Below are 24,499 nucleotides of genomic sequence, written 5' to 3' on the forward strand. Positions count from 1 at the left end.
TTAGCTTTTTAATATGTTTGTTACAGAAAATTATGCAAAAATAGTGTAAAATAAGATAAATCCTTGCTGTGTTTTTGGCTAAAGGGATTTTCTCAAATTAAAGGAATACAAACATGAAAATGGTAAAAAGAGTAGTGGGAATTGCTTTGGTGCTGTTGCTTGCAGCAGTGCTGTTTCTGGTTCCTGCATCTGTTAATCAAAGTGAACAATTAAAGAATGTTCAAGGCAGTGCTTCCTGGATGAGTATTATTGAGCCAGCTTTGAGCAATGCCAATGTGACGGCTCAGGGAGTCAGCACAGAAGTTTCTCTCAATAGCGTCCAGCTTAATCAGGTGCTCAAGTCTTCTCTGACTGACTCTGAGAATCAGGAGCTGCTGAACAGTGTTTACAGTATTGAAGGCAATAAGCTGCGCATCCAGTATCCAGTCAAATTGCTCTTCATTGGCAGTAAGCTGGACCTAGAGGTGGATGTGACGGTGAGGGATAATGTCTTGCACATCATAATTGATAGTGCCAAGCTAGGCTCTCTTCCTATCCCTAAATCTTGGGTGACAGGCATGCTGAAGCAACAAATGCAGGCCTCTAATTCATCTATCACAACGGAGGGAGATAGTTTCCTTCTAGCTCTGCCGCAGAGTCAATTCAGTATTAATAAAATCAGCTTCCAGAACGGTGCTGCTAAAATCCAGTTCAGCATGGGTTATGGAATCTAAAAAAGAAAACTTCATTTGAGGAGGAGCCCTTCCGAATCAAATGGAGTTTTTATACTATTATTTGAATAATGTCATTGTGAGGGAGAGAAGATGCCTATTCCTAATATCCAGCAAGAGGAGCTGATTGTTATTGATGACAAGCTGCGTTTGCGGGCCTATGATGGTCAGTTTGAGTTGGCCTTAGACTGGTACCAAGATCCAGATACGATTTATATGATTGATGGCAGAAGAGAGCCCTATTCGCCAGAGCGAGTTCAAAGGATGTATGAGTATTTGGCTTCGCGAGGTGAAGTGTATTTTATTGAGGTCTGGGAGCAGGAGTGTTGGCTACCCATTGGGGATGTGACCATTTGGCAAGATGATTTGCCAATTGTTATAGGAAAAGCGGACTACCGTGGGAAAGGTATTGGCAAGAAAGTTCTTTCTGCTTTGATACAGCGCGCACGCAATCTAGGCTATCAGAAACTAGCAGTTCAAGAGATTTATGATTTCAATCAGCCCTCTCGCAGTCTATTTGAGTCGCTTGGTTTCTATCCAACTCATGCTAGGGAGAGAGGTAGGTCCTATACACTTGATTTGACCTTGCCCATAGCGCAGATCCAGCCCAGTCAGTTCTACCTTTCACGGGAAAAGCTGGACAGGATTAGCATTGATTTTGACCAACAAGAACTTGAAGCTTTACCTGTCAAGCGCATGGATGGCAAAATTTTCTTTACTGATGGACATAGCAGAGCCTTTAAGGCATATCAGGCTGGCCTCTCTCATATCCCCATCTATTATGATAGGGATGAGCTTAACTGGGATTTTTATCAATACTGTGTCCAGGCTTGTCAAGAAAGAGGTATCTTCTCGGTAGCTGATTTACAGAACCGCATTTTGTCCAAGGAAGACTATCAGATCCATTGGCTTGATTGGTGTAAGAGAGAAGCTGGAAAATTTGATAAGAGCTGATATCGCGAAGCTCTTGTGTTATAATAGATAGAGAGAATCAATATATTAAATTAGAGGTGAGATGATGCTTTATGAATTTTGTGCGGAAAATGTAACCTTGTTAGAAAAGGCTATGAAGGCGGGAGCTCAACGGATTGAGCTCTGTGATAATTTGGCTGTCGGTGGCACGACACCCAGTTACGGCGTGATTCAAGCAGCAGTTGACTTAGCCAAGCCTTACGGTGCGACTGTGATGACAATGATTCGGCCTCGGGGCGGAGATTTTGTTTACTCGGAACTTGAAATTGAGATTATGCTGGCTGATATCCAAAAAGCCAAGGAAGCTGGCAGTCAGGGAGTCGTTTTTGGTGCCTTGACGAAGAAGAACGAAATAGATGTTTCGAAGATGCAGCGCCTGCTAGAGGCTTGCAAGGGACTGGAAGTAGTCTTCCACATGGCTTTTGACTCAATCCCAGCTGAATGCCAGTTTAGCGAAATGGACTGGCTGATTGAGAACGGTGTCCAGCGAATTTTGACCCACGGAGGACCTGCTAATGAGCCGATTGAGGAGCATTTTGCTTGGCTGGACGAATTAATCGAGCATGCCGCTGATCGGATTGATATCATGCCGGGTGGTGGCATTCATCTGGGAAATCGTCAGAAAATTATAGACAGTCTGGCAGTAGAACAGCTGCATGGAACTAAAATTGTATTTTAAGGAGGGGAAAGCTGCGCTGTCAGCGGCTAAGGAGATGTTGGAACTATTTGAAAAATACAAGGCTAATCCAGACAAGCTTCAGACTTACGGCTTTAAAGAGTCTGATGGAGCTTACCATTTCTCGCAGAAGATTATGAAGGGTGACTTTCGTTTGGAAGTGACTATCAGAGATGGAGAGCTGGACTATCAGGTCTTTGACTGCGATACTGATGATGTTTATCTGCAGGTCAAAATGGAGCAGGTGACGGGGGAGTTTGTCGGTCAGGTTCGCGAAGCTTGTCAACAAGTTCTGTTGGCCATTCGTCAGCACTGTTTTGACGAGGTTGGCTTTCTCTATGAGCAGAGTAAGCGACTGCGGGATCATGCGGCTGAGGTTTATCAGGGGCAAATAGAGTACCTCTGGGAGAAGTCGTCCAGAAAGAGCTCGACCAAGGCTGGAGTTTTCCGCCACCAGGACAGTAAAAAATGGTATGGGGCTTTTCTGACCACAGACTGGTCTAAGTTTGAAGCAGAGCGAAGCGGCGCTATTGAAGTGCTGAATGTTAAGAATGACCATGTGGCAGAGCTGATTCAGAAAAAGGGGATTTATCCGGCCTTTCACATGAATAAGAAATATTGGCTCAGTCTGCCCTTGAATGATACCCTGAGCGATCAGGAAATCTTTGATTTACTGGCTGTTAGTTACCAGCTGACCAGTAAAAAATAGAATCGAAGCACAGCGCTCCAATCCGCTGTGTTTCATTTTTCCTTAAAAAACAGTATAATAAAAAGACTAGTAAGAATAGGAGAAATTATGAACCTCATTAGAAAATTAGCCTGGTTTTTTAAGTTGGAAAAGCGGCGCTATATCATCGGTATCTTGGCCTTGTCCTTGGTCAGTGTCTTCAATCTGATACCACCCAGAGTCATCGGTCAGGTTATTGACCGAATTGCTAGCAAGCATCTGACTTCTCAAGAGCTGCTCTTTAATTTGCTGTTGCTGATTGCTTCAGCTTTTATCATGTACGGTCTGCGCTATGTCTGGCGCCTTTATATCTTAGGGACGTCCAATAATCTGGGACGGATTCTGCGCTCTCGATTGTTCGAGCACTTTACTCACATGTCTCCCTCTTTTTATCAGAAATACCGTACAGGGGACTTGATGGCTCATGCAACAAACGATATCAATGCAGTTGTTAGTCTGGCTGGTGGTGGAGTCATGTCAGCTGTGGATGCTTCTATTACAGCCTTAGTGACCCTGCTGACTATGTTTTTCATTTTGGACTGGCGACTGACCTTGATTGCCATTGTGCCCATGCCCTTCTTGTCGTGGGGTACGGGCTTGATTGGCCGAAAAAATCATGAAAGTTTTAAGGCTGCTCAAGAGGCATTTTCGGATTTGAACAATAAGGTTCAGGAGAGTGTTTCAGGGATTCGAGTGACCAAGTCCTTTGGCTATCAGGAGGCGGAGACTCAGTCTTTTGCCAAGACCAATCAGGAAGTCTACGAAAAAAATGTTTTGGCTGCCAAGTACGATTCTCTTTTTGACCCCTTGGTTTTGCTTTTTATCGGTCTTTCTTATGTTTTGACCTTGATTTTCGGTGGAATTTTCATCTCCCAAGGGCAATTCACTATAGGAGAGTTGGTTACCTTTATCACCTATCTGGATATGCTGGTTTGGCCGCTGCAGGCTACTGGCTATCTTTTTAACATCGGCCAGCGAGGGGCTGTTTCTTATGAGCGGATTGAGAAACTGCTGGCTCAGGAGTCAGATGTCAAGGAAGTTGAACAACCCCTCTCTCATGCGGAAAATGGTCGATTGGATTATGACATTCAGAAGTTTTCTTATTCAGAAGAGGTTAGCCTATCGGATATTCATTTTTCCATTGAGCAGGGACAGACACTGGGAATTGTCGGTCAGACGGGCTCAGGGAAGACCACTCTTCTGCGCTTGCTGCTGCGGGAGCAGGATATTCAGGAGGGGGCTATCTATCTGAATGGACATGATATCCGGGAGTACCGCCTCAAAGACTTGCGCCGTCTTATCGGCTATGTACCACAGGAACAGATGCTCTTTGCTCTGTCCATTCGGGACAATATCCGCTTTGCTAATCCCCAGCTGACAGATAGCCAGGTTCTAGCTGCTGCTCAACTATGCGGTGTTTATGAGGATATTCAAGCTATGCCAGAGGGGTTAGATACGGTTGTCGGTGAGCGGGGCTTGTCCTTATCTGGCGGGCAGAAGCAGCGCTTAGCGATGAGTCGGGCTATTATTACCAATCCTGAAATTCTGATTTTAGATGATTCCTTGTCGGCTGTCGATGCTAAGACAGAGCATCTGATTTTAGAAAATCTGAAGTCAGAGCGTGCTGGCAAGACAACCATCATCACAGCTCATCGGCTGTCGGCCTTAGTACATGCAGACCTGATTTTGGTCATGGAAGAGGGACGAATCAAGGAGCGGGGCACTCATCAAGAGCTGTTGGAGCAAGAGGGCTGGTATGCCCAGACTTATCACAATCAGCAGCTGGCAGAAGGCTTGAAGGAGGAAGATTAATATGAAAAAGAAAGCAACTTTTCATCGCCTCCTTGGCTATATGTGGCGCTACAGGATAGTGAGCAGCATGGCTTTGACATTTATCCTGCTGACGACTCTGGTAACAACAGCATTGCCGCTCTTGGCCCGCTATTTTATTGATCAATTTATCGGCCGTAACCAAGCCTGGGCTGGCCTGCCTTTGCTGGCTCTTTACTATGGCCTTTTCCTCTTGCGGGTACTTTTTACCTTCTTGGGAAAGTATTTCTTTGCGCGTGTGGCTCAAAGCGTGGTTCGGGACTTGCGACAGGAAAGCTTTGCCAATATCCAGCGTCTGCAAATGGCTTATTTTGATAGGACGCCAGCTGGTGCTATCGTTTCCCGCCTGACCAATGATACTCAGGCAGTCGCAGATATGTTCAGTGAGATTTTTTCTAATTTTTTGAGCTCCTTGCTGATTTTAGTTGTTACTTTGAGCGCCATGTTTGCCCTCAACTGGCAATTGACCCTGATGATTGCTCTCTTTTTGCCTCTGATGGCAGCCTCTATCTTGCTCTATCAGCATTTATCCAATCGTCAGCTGAAGCAGGTCCGGAATAAACTCAGCGATTTGAATGTCAAGCTATCTGAGAGTATTGAGGGGATGCGGATTATTCAGGCGTTTGGGCAAGAGAAGCGCTTGCTGAGGGAATTTGAAGAAATCAACGGTCAGCATTTAGGCTTCACCAATCGCTATCTCAATATCAACAGTCTCTTTCTGAGACCGGCCATGTCCCTGCTGAAAATCTTGGCTTATGGAGTGATTCTGACTTACTTTGGCTTGACTTGGCAAGTGGCGGGAATTACGGCTGGTATTATGTATGCCTTTATCCAGTATGTCAATCAGCTTTTTAATCCTTTGATTGATGTTATGCAGAATTACTCTGTTTTACAGACATCTATGGTTGCTGCGGAGCGGGTTTTTGAAATCATTGATCGCACTGATTACGAGCCTGAGCAGGCTAACCATAACTTGCAAATTCAGGATGGCAGCATTGAATTCAAGCACGTTTCCTTTTCTTATGATGGAAAGCGAGATGTTTTGCGGGATATCTCCTTTTCTGTCAAAAAAGGCCAGACGATTGCCTTTGTGGGCTCGACTGGCTCTGGCAAGTCCTCTATTATTAATCTTTTCCTGCGTTTTTATGAGTTTGAGCGGGGGCAGATTTTGATTGATGACCGTGATATTAAAGACTATAGTCAGGCGGAGCTGAGGCGAAAGATTGGCCTTGTTTTGCAGGATCCCTTCCTTTATCACGGTATCATTGCTTCCAATATCCAGCTATACCAAGAGCAGCTGACTCGAGAAGAAATCATAGAAGCGGCTAAGTTTGTAGACGCTCATGGCTTTATCAGTCAGCTGCCTCAAGGCTATGATTCCCCTGTGACTGAGCGGGGAGCGACTTTTTCCAGCGGTCAACGGCAGCTTCTAGCCTTTGCCAGAACCATCGCCACCAAGCCTAAAATCTTGATTTTGGATGAGGCGACAGCTAATATTGATTCAGAGACAGAGGAACTTATTCAAGGCTCACTGAGAAAAATGCGGCAGGGGCGGACAACCATTGCCATTGCCCACCGTCTGTCTACCATTCAGGATGCCGACTGCATTTATGTCTTAGACAAGGGCCGCATTATCGAATCCGGCAGCCACGAAGAATTGCTAGCTCAAGATGGCACGTATAAGAAAATGTACCAACTGCAGGCTGGGATGATGGAGTCTTGAAAAACCTGATTATAAATGAAAGGTGTAGAATTCCGAATGAATTCTACACCTATTTTAAATAGTCTTTTAGTTTCTCTACATTTTCTTCTAAGTTATCATAAGGCAGCTTGGCATACTGGTAAGGGCAGCTAGCAAGGTAGCTCTGTTCAAAGAAGTCAAGCGGCAGACTGCTGTGTTTGAGAGCACTGACTGAAAAAAGTGACCTCAAGTCTAACAGAATGCCGTCCTTGGTCAAAAAGCTGGCTAGCGGCAGCTGAGCTTGCTCCAGTAGTATCTGGGCTTTTCTTGCTTCCTCTTCTTGAAGCTGCAGCAGCGCCAGCCTATTTTTTTCAAACATGAGACTGTCGATGTAGAGCGATAGGGCCTTCTGCATGATGAGGTTGCTGTCGTAGTCCACGGCGCTTTTGTAAGCGATGAAGGTTTTTTGAATCTGGGGTGGAAGGAGCAGGGCAGTAATCCTTAGGGCCGGGAAAAGGCTGGTAGAAAAGGACTTGATGTAGATGACTCGTTGGCTATTATCTAGATAATGAAAGGTCAGTTCTCGCCTGCCATCAAAGTCTGATAGATAGTCATCCTCTACAATATAGACATCATAGAGCTGGGCTAGCCGAAGAATTTCTTCCTTTTCCTGCCGACTGTAAGAGTGGCCCAAGGGATAGTGAAAACGCGGGATAGTGTAGAAAAACTTAATTTTTCCGCTTTGAAAAATCCTCTCAAGTTCTTGCAGATTAATCCCCTGCGGTGTCCTTTCAATGGTTTCATAAGGAAGTTTTTGTGCTAGCAGAAGATCATTAATCCGATGGTAGGTCGGCTGCTCCACCAAGATACGCTCTTTTTGATTGGGAAATTCAATCTGTGAAAGGATATAGAGAGCCTGCTGGGTGCCGGAAGTCAGTACCAGCTGATCCCTAGAAGCATAAACAGCAGAGTCAAGCATTAGCTTTTGCACGGATTGCCGCAAATCCTCCAGTCCTTCCTGCTGAGGGTAATAGTTGAAGAGATAATTTTCCCGTCCGATCAGAGTTTCATTTACACAGAGGCGGAAATCCTCGTAGGCTTGGTGGCGGTCATCTCTCACAGGTAGCTCCAAATCCTGCTTTTCTTCCTGAGCATTCTCCAGCACATAGTAGCCGCTTTTGGGAACGGCATAGATATACTTCTGATACTTGAGCTCTATCAGAGCCTTTTGCGCGGTATCCTTGCTACAGTGATAACGCTCTGCCAGCTGGCGGACAGAAGGAATTTTCTGACCAGTTGCCAGTTTTCCCTCTTTAATATCCTTAGTAATCTTATCAACGATGCGTTGGTATTTTGCCTTTGTCATAAAACTGTCCCCATACAGATTTGATTTTTTCATATTGTAACTCATTTTCAGATATTTTACAATAGAGAGCAAGTAGGAGGAGTCATGAAAACAAAAACAGTCATTCTGGCTACAGATATTTCTGGCTTAGGGAAGGTTGCCGCAACAACTGCCCTGCCACTCTTTGCAATTTGCCAGCTAGAGGTTGCCCTCTTGCCAACCATGATTTTGTCGTCCCATACAGGCGGTTTTCAAGACGTCTATATAGATGATTACACGCACGGGATGCTTGCATTTTTGAAACAATGGCAGAGACTAGAGTTCGACTTTTCAGCTCTTGTAACAGGGTATTTGAAGTCTGACATACAGGTGGAAAATTTGCTGCGCTTTAAAGAGGAAAAAGGTTTGCCCCTTATTGTGGATCCTATCATGGGGGACAAGGGGACTTTTTATCAGGGATTTTCAGATGCCCATCTAGACCATATGCGTCGCCTCTGCCAACATGCTGATTTGGTTCTGCCCAATTTGACGGAAGCCTGTTTGTTGTTAGAAGAATCCTACGAAGAGAGTTTATCAGAAGATAGATGGGAGGACTACTGCAAGCGTTTGGCTGAGTTAGGACCGAGCAAGGTCTTGTTGACTGGCTTGCCGATGAAAGAGAATCAGATTGGTGTGGCCTATTTTGATGCGGCAACAGAGGAGTTTAACCTCTTTTCCAGTCCAGCTCTGCCCCAGCAATTTTTTGGAACGGGTGATATATTGACGACTCTTGTAGCTGCGGCTTTTGTTCAGGAGATTGACATCAAGCAAGCCCTGCCTGTGATTTTGAAATTTATTGAAAAGAGTTTGGCACTTAGCTTTAAAGAGCAAATAGATCCAAAGAAGGGCGTTTTTTACCAGCCCTATCTAGGAGAGCTTTTCGCTGATTTTCAAGCCTTAATGGAGGAAAAATATGAAGAAACAAACACTTGATTTGCAAACCTTAACCATGATTAGTTTATTTGCTGCTTTGATATTTTTGAGCATTCAGTTTTTTAAAATTCCTGTCGGAGCTCAGTTTATTCACTTTGGAAATGCACTGGTGGTAGTGGGCTGTCTGATTTTTGGCAGTAAACTTGGTTTTTTAGCGGCTGCTATCGGATTGGGAATATTTGACTTGCTAAATGGTTATGCAGCGGAAATCCCAGTTATCTTGTTAGAAGCACTTGCGGTGGCCGCGGTGATTCATTTTCTGTATGAAGAACTTTTTCAGAGAAAGGATAAACTAAGAAATATTCTTGTGACAGCAGTAGCAGCAGCTTTGGTGAAGATTGTACTCAATATCTTCAAGTACACTCTGACAGGAACACTGTTTGGCGGGAGTAGTTTACCAGCAGCCTTTTTACTGGCAGTAGCTGAGATTACTGGTACATTTGGCTCCAGTCTAGCCACAGTCATCGCTGTTCCAATCTTATATCCAATCTTTAAGCAAGTCAGAAAAGCGCATAAGCAAAGAAGACCACTGAAAAGTAAGGATGAATCAATAATCAGCATAAACAAAGAAACCGTCTGAGAATTCTCAGACGGTTTTTGTGTTTCTCTCTTACATAAAGTAAACGATAGCAAGGTATTGAAGGGCAGAGGCCGCTAGGATGAAAAGGTGCCAAATCATATGGAAGTAGGGCTTCTTTTGAGCATAGAAGCCAGCTCCTACAGTATAGCAGAGGCCACCAGCCAGCATGAGTCCCCAGAAGACAGGTCCGGTTTGACCGATAATCTGCGGAATGATAAAGACGACCAGCCAGCCCATAATCAGATAGAGAGCCAAGCTGAATTTTTCATTGACCTTCTTAGCGAAAATCTTATAAAGAATGCCAAAGATGGTCGTGCCCCACTGGATAGCAATGATGAGATAGCCAAACCAGTTATTCATCAGCGACAGCACGACAGGCGTGTAGCTGCCAGCGATGGCGATGTAAATCATAGAGTGGTCAATAATGCGCAAGATATATTTGTGGGTCGAGCCATAGGACATAGAATGGTAGACAGTTGAGGAGAGGAACATGAGAAAGAGGCTGATGACAAAGATAGAAGTTCCGACAGCAGCCACCAATCCGTGCCCTTCATAGCTATAAATGGCCGAAATAGGCAGCAGAATCAGCATCAGAACAGCCCCTACCGCATGTGTAACAGCGTTGGCAATTTCCTCTCCAAAGGATAGTTTTTTACTGAGTTTAAGCGCGTAGTTCAAGGTTTTCTTCCTCCTCATTTGGTACTTGGATTAGGGATAAGGTCTTTTGATAGAGTTTGACCGTCTGGCAGGCAGTGGAAATGATGGGTGCCACCTCTAGTTTATTGTCATTCATGTAGTCAACGAAGTCATCATAGAGCTCTCGCGAATCTGCTGATTTATGTAGCATATTTAAAGTAGCAGAGATTTCCTGGATAGAAAAGACCGTTTTTAAGGTCGTAATGGCAATCAAGCGAGCTACTTGGCGGCGTTGGTATTTTTTCTTGACCGGCTTAGCAATATAGCCATGCTTGACATAGTTGTTAATCATAGAAGCGGTCAATCCCTTGTCAGCAGCTGAAAAGGAAGAGCCACAGACATTGTTTACATAGAGCAGAACCTGGTCCAAATATAGCTCCAGTTCTGGTAATTCGTCCCACTTGGGAAAAACTTGTTGAGCGTTCAAATCTTTATCACTTTCTTATCTAGTCTTTATAACTAGATGATAACATCTCTGTAAATCAAAGTCAAGCAAAAAATAGAATGTCCCTTTGAAATTTGATATAATTTTAAAAAGAAGAAAGGGAGGTTTTAGATGAAAAAACAAACAATCTTTGATATGGCAGCCTTCCTAGGCAGTCTGATTTTTTGGTCTTGGCTCTATATGCGCTTTTTTTATGCCTACGTAGCCGTCGTCTTTTACAAGAATCAGCCAGAGTGGAACCTGCTGATACCAGCTTCTATCATCCTGACTTTGACAGCTATCAGCTCACTTTTTATTCGTGGCCTCTACAGTCGGCGTATTCCCCGTTGGCTGGTGCTAGCCAGTTATGTCCTCTATTTTCTCATTCTATTCTATGCCCTCTTTTTGAAAAATATCGGCTGGCAGGGCTTCAGTCTAGATCTGCAGTCTTTTACCTATAATTGGATTTATGGAGATAAGCTGGTACCAACCATGAATATCATTATGTTCATTCCGCTGGGCTTTCTCTGCAAGTTGTCATGGAAACATGTGGCTTATTTTACCTTGGCCATCAGTCTGGTTGAGGGAAGCCAGTATCTCTTTCACCTTGGCATTTTTGACTTGGGTGATATCTTGACCAATCTGCTAGGCTTCATCATCGGCAGCTATCTACTAGAGACAGCCTTGGGCAAATGGGTTGTCCGCCATATTCACTAAATGAAAGAAGGAAACTATGAAAATTCTTATCCCAACTGCGAAAGAGTTGAATCTAACTGCTCCATCTGCAATCCCGAATCCACCTTCAGCACAAACTCAGGTTGTGTTGGATGAGTTGGCAACCATGTCAGTAGCTGACTTGGCATCTTTTTATAAAATTTCCCCAGAAAGAGCAGAGGTAGAGTGGCAAGCTATTCAGGCTCTGCGAGAAGGAACTGCGCAGCATGCTCCAGCCCTCTATCTATTTGATGGCCTTATGTACCGCCATATCAAGAGGCAGGACTATACCAAGGAAGAAAGTCAGTATATCGAGAAGCATCTTGCCATCACATCAGCGCTTTACGGAGTCATCCCAGCCCTGGAGCCCATAGCGCCCCATCGCTTGGACTTTATGATGCCACTCAAGCTAGATGGGAAGAGTCTCAAGGCATTTTGGAAAGAAGCTTATGACCAGGCTCTGGAAGAAGATGAGGTGATTTTCTCCCTCCTGTCCAGCGAGTTTGAAACAGTCTTTTCCAAGGAAATTCGCCAGCGCATGATAGGCTTCAAGTTTCTAGAAAACCGAGGCGGCAAGCTAAAAGTCCACTCGACCATTTCTAAAAAAGCGCGCGGTGAGTTTTTAACAGCTCTAATAACTAACCAAGTGACAGAAATCGAACAGATGAAGAAATTAAGCTTTGCTTACTTCACCTACCGACCTGATCTGTCCAGTGAACAAAAATTGGTTTATGTTAAGGAAGTGTGAAAAGGAAAAATTGGTTCTTGTAATATTTTTGTAAAATTTTCGTGATAAAATTGTTATAAAACAAATGAAGTTTCTAAGGAGTTTCAGAACTATGGGAAAAATCAAGTCGGATACTATTTCCGCTCAGAATGCTATCAGTGAGTTGGTTGGGGTAGATACAAGTGACAAGCAAAATCAACAGGTAGAGTTCAGCTATACTACAGAGATTGCTGGGATGGAAGCAGGCCGCCAAGCATGCAATCAAATGCTGCAGGCTGTCAGTGACTTTAGCGCAGCTGTCCTGATTCAGGCTAATAAATTTCCTGATATAGCTTATAAAATTGAAAAGCGTGATGTAGAGCAGGCGCAACGTTGGAGCAACTGATGATAAAAGATAAAAATCAAGAAAAACGTGAGCAATTACATAAGCAAATCATTCAGCTTGAGAATCAAGAAGAAGATCTTTTAGTTCTCAAAAGGCGTTATGAAGAGAAGGTAATGGATTTTCGTACAGATATTTGGACGATGAATGCCCAAATAGAAAATTTGATAGACCCCGTATCAGATACTAGTTCTACCCATCGTAAAATATGGGAAGAAAACCAAGCCTTGCAGCAAACAATTGACAGCTACGTAGAACAAGAGTTGGACAATGTTTCCAAACAGACAAGGAAAGTTCAGCAAAAATTAGATGAAAATCGAGAAAAATTGACGAAAGAAAGGAACTCTTTACCATGGGAGTAAAGTACAGTGCGTCAGAGTCTTCACAGCTGATGGAGGCCATGGCTAATAATATTCAGGTGGCCAATGAGGTGACAGACCGATTGTCTCAGGGATGTGACCACCTGATAGCCACCCTAGACTCAGGAGAACTCATGGGAGCTGCCTATACAGCAGGGAAAGGCCTCTTTTCAGAGATTATCATTCCTGCCATTAAGAAGCTACAGGCTGCAGTGGACGACATTCAAACGGAGTTAAATTCATACAGAGCTGCAGATGCTCAGGTAGCTGAGTACGGAAACCTCGATCTGGATCAGCTGAAGAAGACAAAAGAATTGAGAGAGCAGCAGCTAGCCTCTGTCAAAAAGGCTATTGAAGCCAAAGAATCTTTCTTAGAGCGTATGAAGTCTATTGCTACATTTAATATCGTTTCTCACATGCAGTCTCTGGTGATTCTTTCTAGTGCAGAATCGCAAATTGAATCACAAATCAAAGAATTGGAAGAGAAGATTGAAAAGCTGGAGTTCTTTGTCGCTCAGGTTTCTCAATATTTCAGCGATAGTCTAGAAGTCCTCCGTCTAGCTATCCAAGGAGCCAGCCAGCTAAGCCAAGTCCTAGTAGATAGTGATGGAAATTACTCAGTTGATGGTGTAGATATGAGCTGGGCCAAGAAGATGAAAGAGCAGAAGATTGAGACACATAAGTTGGATAAGAATATCCCAGTGACTAAAGCTGAGAAGGAAAAGAAAGTGATTGTGGATGATTTTGTAAACATATATGGATTTGATATTGAAACAGCAAATCTCTTATACCAGTTGCAGCAATCAATTCTTGAAAAAGCTGAAACAAAAGGATGGTCTAAAGAGAGAGTGGTTTATGAATTTAACAGATTGGTTGCCTCGCCAGTCTATGCTGGGGATACAGGACGTGCAGCTTGGTCTGGTTTAGGAGGTGTATTAAAAAACGATAAGTTACGAAAAGTATTAAAAGAAGAATATGGTTTCTCAGATGCAGAAGTAAACTTATTTATTAGAAAAATTGAAAAACAACAAGGCTCTTCTCCCAGTAAGAAAGATCTTGCTCATGAAGCCATTCAATTATCGACATTTACAGAACAAGCCTGGACTGATAGAGACTTATCTACGAATGATGGTAGGAGAGAACTGTTGGCTCATGTACTAAGTACCATCGGAAATACTATGAGAATAGACAACATTCCTATTAGTACAGAACATTATGAAAGTTCCTTCAAAGGAGATGTGGATTCAACGAGATATGATGATAATGACTTCACTTCAGATCTAGATGCTATAAATGTTTATGATAGAATATCCAAAAATGGTCAGTATGACGATGTTTTTAAAATTCAAGCAAATTATAACAATGAAATTGCTAGAAATGAAACAAATCGAGTTACCGAGTTTTATCAGACCTTGGGAAATGGCGATAAAGAAAATGGTAGGAACTTTCTTAATTACCTTATTGAAAATAATACAGCAGGTGGACAATTTATTAAGCACGGGAAAAAATGGGATTTCTTATGGAAACCAGATACGGACGAGCATAAAAAATCAAAAGAAGATTTTTATGATTATTTAAATCGAGGAGAAGATAAAAATGTCGGTACGTAAAAAAATAATAAGCATCCTACTTTTAATAATAACTGCTTTTGTCATTTGGCTACTCTTTTGGCCTGATGATAAACCTGAACCAGATTTTTCTTCTGCCAATAAAATTGAATTACTGGGAAGTATTCTCGCAGGTAACAACGAGGACATTATCCGAGATGCAGGCTATGGAATTCCGGATGACCCGGTGATTCGCCGATGGGGGATAAATAAACTTAAAATACCTGGGAAATTAAACTTGGATGTGCGCCCGCCAACTAGTTTGGAAGACAGTGAGCTTCTAGTTCTTTTTTCCGTTACAATTAATGGTAAAGAAACAGATGTAGCGTTTTTCTTAGATAAAAAATTGAATTTAATTGATTCGAGTTATGATTCTATAGAGAAAGATGGTACTGGGGAAAAAATTGAAATAGATGAGACTCAAGAAAAAGAGCTACTACATCAGGTTCAAACAGAATTGAATCAGTTCTTTGAAAAAATGAAACAGCAACTAGCTTCTAAATAAAATGTGAGATATTGCGAACAGGGAATAGTGAAGTCTTTCTTGTAGATCATGGTAAAACTGTTGAAGAGGAAAAATCAGGAATACTTTTTCGACTATTTAGAAAGAGTGGCTGATACAAATGTTCATTAAATTCAAACGCTATAAATACCTGACTATTGTTTTGTCCTTACTTCTAATTCTCATTCCTTCTTATTTTGCTTATGAGCGTTATCAATATGACACTTTTAAGCATGCTTATGAACAAAAAACATTTTATGAACAACTAGATCTCTTGAAGTGATTGAATGAAGAAGAACCGATTATTCGTTTCGTTTAATTTACATAATTGGGGAGAAGTAAAATTTAGAGATGTTTGGAAAACAGAATAGGGAAACTGTTGCTAAGATTAGCTTACTTCAGAATTATTTCAAAACAAAACCCGTTCAATCTTTCTTAATGCTCATTGTGCTTGTTTGGTCAGTGTATGAGATTGGTGCGACCAGTCTAGCTAGCAACTCGGCTCTGACCAAGGAATTCATGCATAGTCGGTATGTTATGGTTTGGCCAATGGTAGATAAAAAGACAAAACTATATCACTTTGCGGAAGAATGGACTAGTGACGTCTTGGATGGCATTATGCATCTGGACTATGAAAATATAAAAATGACTTGTTACCCTAGTAAATATGATGATCAAGTCTTTGCTGAATACAATCAGACTCCAAATAAGGAAAATTACGCGATTTCATTTCCTTTAGACGGATCGTTGTCCAAATCAAATTTTTCGACATTAGACACTAGATACTATCTAATATCAAAGAATGCAGCTATTGTGGAGCAAAAGACAGGTAAGACTATTGAGGAATTAACCCATGAGATAGGGTATGCAAGGGAGGACTTCTTGTCTGCTCTTGGTAAGATGAAAATCCTTCGTTTGGTCTATTTGATTCTTCGTATGATAGTACTGTTGCTATGTATCAGGTTGTCGGGTCAGCAGAGAAAAAGGAAAGAAGATGAAATATTGCAGAATGGATAGAGTCCTAATATGATATGGGGTCTATAAAGGAAATAAAGAATGATAACTTCAGTAATTTTTATTACTTCTCTATTATTCCTTTTGCGCTGTTTTAAAAGTAGGCGTTCAAGGATTATTATTGGCCTGCTGTATAGTCTGTTTGTTGTCTGGTACGTTCAGGCAATTTTAAATTACGGCAAATATACTCTGCAATCAGGTCAAAGCGTTGAATTAAGAGTGTCTCCAAATACGGATCAGTTATAGTATAGTTCAGAATTAATGTTAAAAAATTAAATGATGCTAAAATAAAATTATCAGGTACAAATGTTTGGTCTGAAAAATTTGGGGATGTATTATTTGGGGTAAGTGAAAAGAAAATTATTAAGATAGGCAGTACCGAGGGAGACAAGAATGAGCTTCCTAATAATCAAAAAGATATACATTTAGTAGAAGATGGGATTGTTGTTAGTTATAAAGGAGAAAAAGTTTTTGATGTAACTAACAACAAATCTTACTCCATCACCATCACCAATGTAGACAATAAACCGGCTATATTTGAAGCTCAAGTGGTGGATAGGTAAAGTTTAGGAAGGATTTGAGTCCTCTCAGCCCTAATTTTTTTATTAATATGATGGTATTGAAAAATGAAGAAAACGAAATCTATGATTATCATAGGCGGCTTTCAAGGTCGAAACATCTTTTATGATGTGAAAAGAAAAAAAGTATATTCTAATAAAGTCAATGAGAGAGTTTTTCCTAATCTCAGGTGGTTAGTAATATCCTTTGGAATTCTAGGGAATGCCTTTCTCGTTCAAGTAAACAATATAAAATTTGAATCCCCTATTTTCAAAGTAATTGTTTTGTGCGCGACTCTTATTCTTATATCTTTGGTCTGTCACTTTGGATTTAAAGATGAGTATTTAGGGCAAAACGTTGAAGCATTTAATCCCAAATTATATGAACATGTAGGTTGGAAGAATTTTTTAGAAGAAGAGAGAAACAGATTATATATTCTGCTTATTACATTTGCAGTGAGTTCTTTCTTGACTGTTTTTCAAATGAGAGAATATTTGAACGCTCCTACCATGACAAATTTAATAGAAGTTATTATCTTTTATTTTATATTTTATATGGCAATAGCCAAAAGTAATTTTATGAAAAGAATGACGGCAATAAAGCAATTGATAAAAAATAAATAAAGAGCTTTAGCTTATAATCTATGGATCAAGGTAATGTATGACCAATTACTTACTGAATGGAAGTGCTATGATTATGAACCGTTGTTACTTGGAAGAAATCAATGAATAAGAATGTATTTTGGTTAGGTAATTTCAGAGATAAAAATATTTTTTATGATAGAAAAACTGGAGAACTATACTCTATAGATAAGAAAGAAGAGCAAGCTCCTAATCTCACTTGGGCTATTCTGCCTGCTTCCTTTCTTTTACGAAACATTTATTCAGAAGCAACAGCACCTCAGGTTGCCAGTGTGCCTATCAGAATATTTATTTTGTGTTCGACTGTTCTCTGCGTTTTAGTTTTGATAATATTTGTTCTAAGAAATATTAGAAAAGGAACTATAAAAAGTTTTAATCAGAAACTATATTTTGACTGGCCTAATTTTCTTTATAACCAACAAACACAATGTAAAGGAATATTGTTTTTTGGGACTATACTATTTTTTACGTCAATTAAATTTATAATTGATTATTATTTTTCAGGAAGCTTTATTTCTTTTATAGCTATCATTGGTTTTCTCCCAGTATCTGGGCTCTTATTATTTGGAAATAGGCCATTAGAAAAATTGATTATCCTTAAAAGGTTGGAAAAGCAATTGAAATGAAGAAAAAAGAATATTTAACCGAACTCTTAGCTTTTCAGGGTAGAAACTATTATTTTGACCCAAAAACTAATAAAATCTATGTCAATGTAGATAAACCAACATTCCATCTGGATCTCACGAATTATGTTCCTGCAGCTAGCATTCTGCTGCTACATGGATTTACTTCTATTTCGAATAGCCAGTTTTCCTTCCTGTGGAAGTTGATTTCTCTAGTATTGGGTTATATTATTCTTGGGTATTTAGTAGAATTACTTGTGAGAACAAAGAAGGACCTGTCATTTAAAGAGTTTCGCTTTGAAACGCTCCCCATTAAGGATGAATTTTTATATATTTTTAGTCGAAATGTATATGCGAAGCTTGTATTCGGTTTGTTTTTTACCTTTTTTGCAATTTATCATGCAACTGAGTATCTAAGCAGAGGTGTCTATGTCTCTTATTTGTTAAGTGATATTGGCTTCTTGATTGTTTATTTTTGTCTCATAAGGTCCCATTTATTCAAACAGATAAAAGTTCTAAAAAGATTAAAAAAGAAAAATACTTAGAATTCGAGAAGATTTTTAAAGGAGGTTTCTAATGACTGAGCTACTACCGATAGGGAGTGTTGTCCAACTTAAAAATGGACAAGTAAAAATTATGATTATTAACCGTTATCCTCTTTATGATAATAAGGGTGAAATTGGTTATTTAGACTATTCCGGCTGTGTATATCCTTTTGGTATGACGGATAATCAAGCTTGCTTTTTTAACCAAGAAGATATTGAAAAAATTTGGTTTGAGGGGTATATAGATGAATCAGAAGAGAAAATGCTAGCAAAAATAGAAGATAAATTATCTCAAATTCCTTATCCTAAATATTCTTTAGCTGATTTATAATACCTGTTCCTGTCAGTAAAGTATTCTAAAACCCCTCGCAATTTTTGCGAGGGGTTAGTGTCTTATAAGTTTTCTTTTCTTTTTATAATCTTCTCTTTTTAGTTAAGGGCTGCTAAAAGAGCATCAGCCTGTGCTGAGAGTTCAGCAAATTTATCTTCTGCGACAGTCAGTTGACCAGTTCCCCATGCTTCTGGGTTGATACCAACACCTGTGAATGGTTCTACCACATTCATACGAATGAATGGCAGCAGGCTGCGGTAGTGCTTGAATACTTCGTCTGGTGATGTGCCGTTAGCTACAGATGAAACAGTAACAACCTTAGCATTTAGAGCAGATGGGCCAGTTGGATCTGACAGATCCAAAGCGCGTGAAGCCCAGTCCAAGAGGTTTTTCACTACTCCTGGAATAGCCCAGTTGTAGACAGGTGAGAAAATCCAGATAGCATCAGCGGCCAAAATTTCTTCACGAACCTTAGCGACAGCAGCTGGAGCAGGACTTTCGATGTCTTGGTTGAAGAATGGTACATCTTTGTAATCAAGATATGAAACTTCTGCCTTACCAGCCAAAGCTTTTTCAGCTTGCTCAGCCAATTGGTGGTTGAAAGAACCTTGACGAAGCGAGCCGACGATGAATAATACTTTAGACATTGCATTGTCTCCTTTTTTATAAAATAAAGAGATATTTCTCTTGTTACAATATATGTTACAACATTAATTACTAGTTAGCAATTATTTAGCTCAATTTTTTGAAATTTTTTAAAATACGAATCAAATCCTGCTTATCGTCTTCTTCGAGAATGGACAGAGCTTGCTGGATATTTTTGATATGATCAGGCAGGGCGGCTTCAATTTTAGCTTTACCTTGTTTCGTCAGACCAATCAAAAAAGCCCGGCGGTCATTTGGGTCGCAGGTGCGGACAATCCAGCCGTCGCGTTCCATATTTTTGATGACAACAGTCATGTTGCCAGAAGTAGCCAGTATACGGTCAATCAAGTCCTGAATACGCAGCTCTCCTTTGCTGTATAGGGTTTCTAAGACGGAAAACTGAGTAGGAGTCAAATCATGCTTTTTAAAAATTTGGGCTTCAATAGCACGGATAGTTCTTTCTGCCTTATGAAAGACAATCATGGTTTTCAAATCAAGCAGAGTTTCTTTGCTTAAATCGTCTGTAATCTTCATAACAATATTTTACCAATAAATAGTATCATATGCAAGGATATTGCTTTAGAATTTTGTGAATATTCTCATCAAAAAAAGATAGAAAAATAGGAGTATTTGTAGTATAATGACGGAGTGAAATATAAAAATAGAAATAAAGCCAGTTTTCCAATTTGGCAGTACCTTATCGGTATTTTTATCGTTCTCAGCGTTCTTGTCTTTTCATTTTTTGCTGTTTTGCAAGTGTCCATGCAGCCGAGGCAGTCAGCTAAGGAAGCAAGCAGTCGCTTGGCCAAGGAATATGCAGATCTTGAAAAAGTGGATTCTTTTGCCATCTACAATGGGCAGGAATCCTACTACAGTCTGCTTGGTAAGACCAGTAAAGGTGTCAAAAAAGCTGTTTTGATTGCCAAAGATTCCAATGAGATTCGGGTCTATCGACTGGACCAAGGTGTCAGTCAGGCAGAGGCGAAGAGCATTGCCAAGGAAAATGGAGCCGGAACTATTGATAAGGTGACTATGGGCTATTTTCAGGATCAGCCCATCTGGGAAGTCAAGTCGGGAGGCACCTACTACCTAATTGGTTTTGAAAGCGGACAGTTGGTCAGCAAGGAGGGACTATGAAATTATCAAATCGTGTCTTAAAGATGGAAGAAAGCGTGACTCTGGCAACAGCAGCGCGTGCTAAGGCTTTGAAAGCGCAGGGGCGGGATATTCTGTCTCTGACTCTGGGAGAGCCAGATTTTCCGACGCCTAAGAATATCCGAGATGCTGCTATAGCAGCTGTTGAGGATGGGCGTGCTAGCTTTTATACAGTGACAAGTGGTCTGCCAGAGCTAAAAGAAGCTGTAGTAGAGTATTTTGCCAACTATTACGGCTACACCATCCAGCCTAATCAAGTGACGGTGGCAACCGGAGCTAAGTTCTCCCTCTACACTTTCTTTATGAGTGTGCTTGATCCAGGTGATGAAGCTATCATTCCGACGCCTTACTGGGTCAGCTACGGCGACCAGATTAAGATGGCCGAGGGGACTCCTGTTTTTGTTCAAACCACTGAGGAAAATAATTTCAAGGTTACGGTGGAACAGCTGGAAGCTGCTCGTACTGATAAGACCAAGGTCTTGGTTTTGAACTCGCCGTCCAATCCGACTGGTATGATTTATACAGCGGATGAGCTAAGAGCGATTGGAAATTTGGCTGTGGAGCATGATATTCTGATTTTGGCAGATGACATCTATGGACGTCTGGTTTATAACGGCAATAAATTTACGCCAATTTCCAGTCTGTCTGAGGAGATTCGCAAGCAGACGGTGGTCATCAATGGTGTCTCTAAGAGCTACTCCATGACAGGCTGGCGGATTGGCTACGCAGTTGGTGAGCCGGAGATTATTGCGGCTATGAGTAAGATTGCTGGCCAGACGACCTCTAACCCGACAGCAGCGGCTCAATATGCAGCTATCGAAGCTCTGACTGGCAGCCAGGAAACGGTCGAGACTATGCGTCAGGCCTTTGAAGAGCGTCTCAATACCATCTATCCTCTCTTGGCTCAAGTGCCAGGTTTTGAAGTGGTTAAGCCACAAGGGGCCTTCTATCTCTTTCCAAATGTCAAGAAAGCCATGGAAATGAAAGGTTATACAGATGTGACCGAATTTACGACAGCAATTTTAGAAGAAGTTGGCGTGGCTTTGGTGACGGGAGCAGGATTCGGTGCTCCAGAAAATGTCCGTCTTAGTTATGCGACGGACTTGGATACGCTCAAAGAAGCTGTTCAGCGCCTGCAGCAATTTATGGAGAGTAAATAAAGCTCTCAATCCTACATTGCTTGCTAAAGAGAGCCTACAAAGATTTATAAACAATAGAGAAGGATGAACTCAGAGTTCGTCCTTTTCAATTTATTTTTGACTGTACTAGCAATGGGTTGAATAAGATAGTAAAATAATATAGAAGATGATAGAAACGCTTTCATATTTTCTGGTCGAATTGAGAAGGTTTTGTTCAGAAAATAAAAGCTGGGAGTAGTTGGAATTTAGGTGTCAGGGCTTGCAAACAGGAGTGAAAGGAGAAGGATATGAAACGTCATTTATTTTTCTTATTCATGGGAGTTAGTTTGGTTTTATTGGCTGCTTGTTCTGTTGTTGATTCAGAGCAGGGTTGGACCACAATTTCCGAATCCAATGGCTATAGTCTGCAAGCCAAAGGTCATCGCTACCGTATCCAATATTATGAGAATGACTCTGCCCGAATAGACTGGTATTTGAGCAATTACCAGCCGGAATTAAGATTAAATATGAGAATCTTAGAACGCCCAACTGCCCCCGGTTCTTACACTAAGGAGGAGATAGCCGGACAGGGCTCTGCAAGTTTTTTGATGGTTTGTAGAACTTGGGGTTCTGCAGAGAACAGTCAAAAGCTTTTAATTAAACGTGCCTATTATAAGGTTGATATTAGACTTAATAAAAAGATGGAGGTAGATACTGAGAAGAGCAGTATGACCTACTGGAAGACAGAAGAAGAGGTAAAGAATGATCCGCCTATTGATTAAATAGCAGTTATCCATGCTAGATTAACTATGTATAAGTCACTTTCTGATAGGAATTACCAGACGACTTAAAAATTTGAGGAGTATTTAGTTGAAGACGATGGTGTTTCGGTGTATAATAAAAGAAGTCCATTTGGTCTAGCCCTGCATTCTATTGACATGCAGTGTGTTCCTCATGGTCTTTTTACTTAAGTAATAATAGGGATGAAGATTATTTTGTACAAAAGGAGATAAAATGGGTTTTATCAGAAAGGAAATAGGGGAAAGGGAGAAGAAGCTTCTCGAGGATTTTTCTATTGAAGAAAAAGAACTGGCTCTGCCATTTTTACTAGAGGATGAGAAGAGAGGAATTTTTCTCTGCGTCAAGCAATTTCGTATTGGGGAAGGGAAATATCAGGTTTTAGCCATGATTCTCGGTGGTCACTTGCTTGAATTTCGCCTAGAAGAAGAGCGGGCCGATAGATATCCAGTTCGCAATGAGGAAGATCAAAGTGTAAAAGGTCTATCAACAGAAACAATCTCCCAACTTGTAATTCCCAAGGTTTTAAAAGGACGAGAGGACAAGATCGTAACAGTGATTCAACATGCCCTGTCGCAGATTAACCCTTATTATGATACAAAGATAAGGGAAGTAAACCACGTGGAGTACAGATAAAGAGGAGATAGGATATGGGATTATTAGAAAAGTGTCTGGATTTTTTACCGACTAGGCGGGCTGTCAGTGACATAGAAGAAGAGATGACTTGGGAGGAAGAATTTACCCCTAAAAGAGTTCATCATAAAGAAGTCAGTAGTAGTCCTCAGAAGGAGACTGAGGGAACAGCAACTCTTCCCCAGGAAGGAAGTTGGAAGTTCGTGCACGAGATGATTTCTGAAGAAGGGATTGAGCTTTTAAAGAAGGCTGGGATTGATGACGAGCTAGTCTTTGAGACGGGCGATTGGGTTGCAGATCATGATTTGGGGATTTATCTGGTCCTTTATCGCTTTGGTGGCAGAACCAACTGGAAGAAGACTTATAAGCTAATCTTGCAAGGACAGATGATTGAATTTAAGACTAAGACCATTTTTCATCAGCAGGATTTTTCTTATGAAGATGGGGAATTCACTAAGGGAGTGATTGTCAAAAATGTCTCCAATATGCTCTTGCCTTTAGCTTTTGAAGGTCAACAGCAGCGCGTGCTCCATATCATTCAAGCAGCTCTGTCAGCAGCTAGCCCAAGCTATGATACGGTCGTTTACAGGGCGAACTTTGATTTGGTTTAGGAGGGGAAAATGATATATATTACAAAAGAAGATGTTTTGACTTGGCTGGACAAACATGAGTTAGTGGCCAATCGTCAGAAGGACATTGCGGCTTTTCATAAAGAACTGTCGTTTCGTCTTCAAAGAATGGACTTTCGACCGTCTACCAGTTCAAAAGATCCTCGGAGAGATGTTTGTGAAGACCCTGACCAAGAGCTCACTGTAGCCTTTACTCAGGATGGGGAGGGGAATTATGCGACGATTGACCAGAGTCCTGGAGGTCAGATTCTCAGCGATCAGCGTTTTAAGATGGCTTTGAAAAAAGTCTTGAACTATGATGATGACATGGTTGATCGACTGCTATATGGAACAAAAAATTAGTCCTCTTATTCAGAGAGAGTTATCCGCCAGCCTTTAGGAGGCTGGTTTTTTAATTTTTCTGAGATTTAGTCTCTTCAAGGATAGCTATTGCAATCGCTTTATGGTAAAATATAGAACAGATGTCCAAAAGATTTGTCTTGAAATAAAGTGACATTTAGCAACCAATCTAGGAGGCAGATATGATTGATCATTTTGGGATTACAGTCAAGGATTTGGAAGCCAGCAAGCTCTTTTATCAGCAAGCTTTAGAGCCATTGGGCTACAAGATTGCCTTTGAAATTCCTCAGGCAGTAAGTTTTGCTGAACCTCGGACGGCTCCAGCTGGAGATTTTTGGTTGGGAGAGGGAGAGCAGTCTCCGATTCACTTTGCTTTTTTGGCAGAAAACCATGAGCAGGTTCAAGCTTGTTATGAGGCTGGTTTAAAGGCAGGGGGAAAAGACAACGGTGCGCCAAATTATCGGGGGAACCTTTCATCATATTATGCAGCCTTTGTCTTGGATCCAGATGGTAATAATGTCGAGGCAGTCTGTCATAAAGAATAAAAAATAGAAAAGAGAAAAAAC

31 protein-coding genes and 1 pseudogene are annotated in these 24,499 nt (G+C 41.1%); 27 read left to right on the top strand and 5 right to left on the bottom strand.

Annotation, left to right across the window (positions count from 1 at the left end; genetic code table 11):
- The first annotated feature begins 113 nt into the window (after positions 1–113).
- From HMPREF1150_RS07950 to HMPREF1150_RS07925, 6 genes are all read left to right on the top strand, one after another.
- On the top strand, positions 114–713 hold the full coding sequence (locus HMPREF1150_RS07950; RefSeq protein WP_009659392.1) for a hypothetical protein: 600 nt from the start codon (positions 114–116) through the stop codon (positions 711–713).
- A 90-nt stretch (positions 714–803) separates the two neighbouring features.
- Positions 804–1,664, top strand: a complete 861-nt coding sequence (locus HMPREF1150_RS07945; RefSeq protein ID WP_009659450.1) for a GNAT family N-acetyltransferase — start codon at positions 804–806, stop codon at positions 1,662–1,664.
- Between the two features lie 64 nt (positions 1,665–1,728).
- Positions 1,729–2,361 (top strand): copper homeostasis protein CutC, encoded by a 633-nt coding sequence (locus HMPREF1150_RS07940; protein WP_009659404.1) that lies wholly within the window; start codon positions 1,729–1,731, stop codon positions 2,359–2,361.
- Between the two features lie 34 nt (positions 2,362–2,395).
- Positions 2,396–3,067 carry an MmcQ/YjbR family DNA-binding protein gene (locus tag HMPREF1150_RS07935; RefSeq protein WP_032905401.1) on the top strand — a complete coding sequence of 224 codons (672 nt, stop codon included), beginning with the start codon at positions 2,396–2,398 and terminating at the stop codon, positions 3,065–3,067.
- 87 nt (positions 3,068–3,154) lie between these two features.
- Positions 3,155–4,897 carry an ABC transporter ATP-binding protein gene (locus tag HMPREF1150_RS07930; RefSeq protein ID WP_009659377.1) on the top strand — a complete coding sequence of 581 codons (1,743 nt, stop codon included), beginning with the start codon at positions 3,155–3,157 and terminating at the stop codon, positions 4,895–4,897.
- Position 4,898: 1 nt separating this feature from the next.
- Positions 4,899–6,638, top strand: coding sequence for an ABC transporter ATP-binding protein (locus HMPREF1150_RS07925; protein WP_009659385.1), 1,740 nt, complete (start codon positions 4,899–4,901; stop codon positions 6,636–6,638).
- A gap of 49 nt (positions 6,639–6,687) precedes the next feature.
- On the opposite strand, the gene HMPREF1150_RS07920 is transcribed toward HMPREF1150_RS07925, so the two are convergent.
- Positions 6,688–8,007 carry a PLP-dependent aminotransferase family protein gene (locus HMPREF1150_RS07920; RefSeq protein WP_032905394.1) on the bottom strand — a complete coding sequence of 440 codons (1,320 nt, stop codon included), beginning with the start codon at positions 8,005–8,007 and terminating at the stop codon, positions 6,688–6,690.
- Between the two features lie 39 nt (positions 8,008–8,046).
- On the opposite strand from HMPREF1150_RS07920, the gene HMPREF1150_RS07915 reads away from it, so the two are divergent.
- The gene (locus HMPREF1150_RS07915; RefSeq protein WP_009659400.1) at positions 8,047–8,913 is read left to right on the top strand and encodes a pyridoxamine kinase; all 867 of its coding nucleotides are present in this window, start codon (positions 8,047–8,049) and stop codon (positions 8,911–8,913) included.
- Positions 8,894–9,493 carry an ECF transporter S component gene (locus HMPREF1150_RS07910; RefSeq protein ID WP_009659447.1) on the top strand — a complete coding sequence of 200 codons (600 nt, stop codon included), beginning with the start codon at positions 8,894–8,896 and terminating at the stop codon, positions 9,491–9,493. Before HMPREF1150_RS07915 ends, HMPREF1150_RS07910 begins: the two co-directional genes overlap by 20 nt.
- A gap of 30 nt (positions 9,494–9,523) precedes the next feature.
- On the opposite strand, the gene HMPREF1150_RS07905 is transcribed toward HMPREF1150_RS07910, so the two are convergent.
- Together HMPREF1150_RS07905 and HMPREF1150_RS07900 are read right to left on the bottom strand one after the other, a co-directional pair.
- Positions 9,524–10,171 carry a hemolysin III family protein gene (locus HMPREF1150_RS07905; protein WP_002900134.1) on the bottom strand — a complete coding sequence of 216 codons (648 nt, stop codon included), beginning with the start codon at positions 10,169–10,171 and terminating at the stop codon, positions 9,524–9,526.
- Positions 10,155–10,616, bottom strand: coding sequence for a DUF1836 domain-containing protein (locus HMPREF1150_RS07900; protein WP_032905395.1), 462 nt, complete (start codon positions 10,614–10,616; stop codon positions 10,155–10,157). Before HMPREF1150_RS07900 ends, HMPREF1150_RS07905 begins: the two co-directional genes overlap by 17 nt.
- A gap of 129 nt (positions 10,617–10,745) precedes the next feature.
- On the opposite strand from HMPREF1150_RS07900, the gene HMPREF1150_RS07895 reads away from it, so the two are divergent.
- From HMPREF1150_RS07895 to HMPREF1150_RS07850, 12 genes and pseudogenes are all read left to right on the top strand, one after another.
- Positions 10,746–11,330, top strand: coding sequence for a VanZ family protein (locus HMPREF1150_RS07895; protein WP_009659410.1), 585 nt, complete (start codon positions 10,746–10,748; stop codon positions 11,328–11,330).
- Positions 11,331–11,346: 16 nt separating this feature from the next.
- Positions 11,347–12,075: a peroxide stress protein YaaA gene (yaaA, locus tag HMPREF1150_RS07890; protein WP_009659462.1), complete on the top strand. Its 729-nt coding sequence runs from the start codon at positions 11,347–11,349 to the stop codon at positions 12,073–12,075.
- Positions 12,076–12,139: 64 nt separating this feature from the next.
- Positions 12,140–12,439, top strand: a complete 300-nt coding sequence (locus HMPREF1150_RS07885; RefSeq protein ID WP_198002696.1) for a TIGR04197 family type VII secretion effector — start codon at positions 12,140–12,142, stop codon at positions 12,437–12,439.
- Positions 12,439–12,798 (top strand): hypothetical protein, encoded by a 360-nt coding sequence (locus tag HMPREF1150_RS07880; protein ID WP_009659467.1) that lies wholly within the window; start codon positions 12,439–12,441, stop codon positions 12,796–12,798. Before HMPREF1150_RS07885 ends, HMPREF1150_RS07880 begins: the two co-directional genes overlap by 1 nt.
- Entirely contained in the window at positions 12,789–14,405 is a 1,617-nt protein-coding gene (locus tag HMPREF1150_RS07875; RefSeq protein WP_083842630.1) for an ATP-binding protein, read from the top strand. The genes HMPREF1150_RS07880 and HMPREF1150_RS07875 overlap by 10 nt, the downstream gene beginning before the upstream one ends.
- The gene (locus HMPREF1150_RS07870; RefSeq protein WP_002924311.1) at positions 14,392–14,907 is read left to right on the top strand and encodes a hypothetical protein; all 516 of its coding nucleotides are present in this window, start codon (positions 14,392–14,394) and stop codon (positions 14,905–14,907) included. Before HMPREF1150_RS07875 ends, HMPREF1150_RS07870 begins: the two co-directional genes overlap by 14 nt.
- Positions 14,908–15,255: 348 nt before the next feature.
- A complete protein-coding gene (locus tag HMPREF1150_RS07865; protein WP_009659435.1) occupies positions 15,256–15,921 on the top strand; it encodes a hypothetical protein in 666 nt (221 codons plus the stop codon).
- A 39-nt stretch (positions 15,922–15,960) separates the two neighbouring features.
- A pseudogene (locus HMPREF1150_RS12220) lies at positions 15,961–16,481 on the top strand (hypothetical protein).
- Positions 16,482–16,544: 63 nt separating this feature from the next.
- Positions 16,545–17,099, top strand: coding sequence for a hypothetical protein (locus HMPREF1150_RS07860; protein ID WP_009659420.1), 555 nt, complete (start codon positions 16,545–16,547; stop codon positions 17,097–17,099).
- A 101-nt stretch (positions 17,100–17,200) separates the two neighbouring features.
- Positions 17,201–17,743 (top strand): hypothetical protein, encoded by a 543-nt coding sequence (locus HMPREF1150_RS07855; RefSeq protein ID WP_009659468.1) that lies wholly within the window; start codon positions 17,201–17,203, stop codon positions 17,741–17,743.
- Positions 17,740–18,285 carry a hypothetical protein gene (locus HMPREF1150_RS0111145; RefSeq protein ID WP_032905396.1) on the top strand — a complete coding sequence of 182 codons (546 nt, stop codon included), beginning with the start codon at positions 17,740–17,742 and terminating at the stop codon, positions 18,283–18,285. Before HMPREF1150_RS07855 ends, HMPREF1150_RS0111145 begins: the two co-directional genes overlap by 4 nt.
- Before the next feature lie 31 nt (positions 18,286–18,316).
- Positions 18,317–18,616 carry a DUF4176 domain-containing protein gene (locus tag HMPREF1150_RS07850; protein ID WP_002897369.1) on the top strand — a complete coding sequence of 100 codons (300 nt, stop codon included), beginning with the start codon at positions 18,317–18,319 and terminating at the stop codon, positions 18,614–18,616.
- Between the two features lie 98 nt (positions 18,617–18,714).
- Here HMPREF1150_RS07850 and HMPREF1150_RS07845 read toward each other — a convergent pair whose 3' ends face one another.
- Both HMPREF1150_RS07845 and HMPREF1150_RS07840 read right to left on the bottom strand, forming a co-directional pair.
- Complete coding sequence (locus HMPREF1150_RS07845; protein ID WP_009659471.1) at positions 18,715–19,263, bottom strand: NADPH-dependent FMN reductase; 549 nt, start codon at positions 19,261–19,263, stop codon at positions 18,715–18,717.
- An 85-nt stretch (positions 19,264–19,348) separates the two neighbouring features.
- Positions 19,349–19,795, bottom strand: coding sequence for a MarR family winged helix-turn-helix transcriptional regulator (locus tag HMPREF1150_RS07840; protein ID WP_002900138.1), 447 nt, complete (start codon positions 19,793–19,795; stop codon positions 19,349–19,351).
- 114 nt (positions 19,796–19,909) lie between these two features.
- Between HMPREF1150_RS07840 and HMPREF1150_RS07835 the strand changes: the two genes are divergently transcribed.
- The 7 genes from HMPREF1150_RS07835 to HMPREF1150_RS07805 all read left to right on the top strand — a co-directional run bounded on the left by HMPREF1150_RS07835 (position 19,910) and on the right by HMPREF1150_RS07805 (position 24,478).
- Positions 19,910–20,398 (top strand): DUF5590 domain-containing protein, encoded by a 489-nt coding sequence (locus tag HMPREF1150_RS07835; protein ID WP_009659456.1) that lies wholly within the window; start codon positions 19,910–19,912, stop codon positions 20,396–20,398.
- Positions 20,395–21,576: a pyridoxal phosphate-dependent aminotransferase gene (locus HMPREF1150_RS07830; protein WP_009659413.1), complete on the top strand. Its 1,182-nt coding sequence runs from the start codon at positions 20,395–20,397 to the stop codon at positions 21,574–21,576. Before HMPREF1150_RS07835 ends, HMPREF1150_RS07830 begins: the two co-directional genes overlap by 4 nt.
- Positions 21,577–21,842: 266 nt before the next feature.
- A complete protein-coding gene (locus HMPREF1150_RS07825) occupies positions 21,843–22,316 on the top strand; it encodes a hypothetical protein (protein ID WP_009659454.1) in 474 nt (157 codons plus the stop codon).
- A gap of 232 nt (positions 22,317–22,548) precedes the next feature.
- Positions 22,549–22,968, top strand: coding sequence for a hypothetical protein (locus tag HMPREF1150_RS07820; RefSeq protein WP_002900142.1), 420 nt, complete (start codon positions 22,549–22,551; stop codon positions 22,966–22,968).
- 14 nt (positions 22,969–22,982) lie between these two features.
- On the top strand, positions 22,983–23,576 hold the full coding sequence (locus tag HMPREF1150_RS07815) for a hypothetical protein (protein ID WP_002900143.1): 594 nt from the start codon (positions 22,983–22,985) through the stop codon (positions 23,574–23,576).
- Between the two features lie 9 nt (positions 23,577–23,585).
- Positions 23,586–23,936 (top strand): hypothetical protein, encoded by a 351-nt coding sequence (locus HMPREF1150_RS07810; RefSeq protein ID WP_002900144.1) that lies wholly within the window; start codon positions 23,586–23,588, stop codon positions 23,934–23,936.
- Between the two features lie 179 nt (positions 23,937–24,115).
- Positions 24,116–24,478: a VOC family protein gene (locus HMPREF1150_RS07805; protein ID WP_009659379.1), complete on the top strand. Its 363-nt coding sequence runs from the start codon at positions 24,116–24,118 to the stop codon at positions 24,476–24,478.
- Positions 24,479–24,499: the final 21 nt, after the last annotated feature.

The sequence above is a fragment of the Streptococcus sp. AS14 genome, from assembly GCF_000286495.1.
Taxonomy (GTDB): Bacteria; Bacillota; Bacilli; order Lactobacillales; family Streptococcaceae; genus Streptococcus; species Streptococcus sanguinis_P.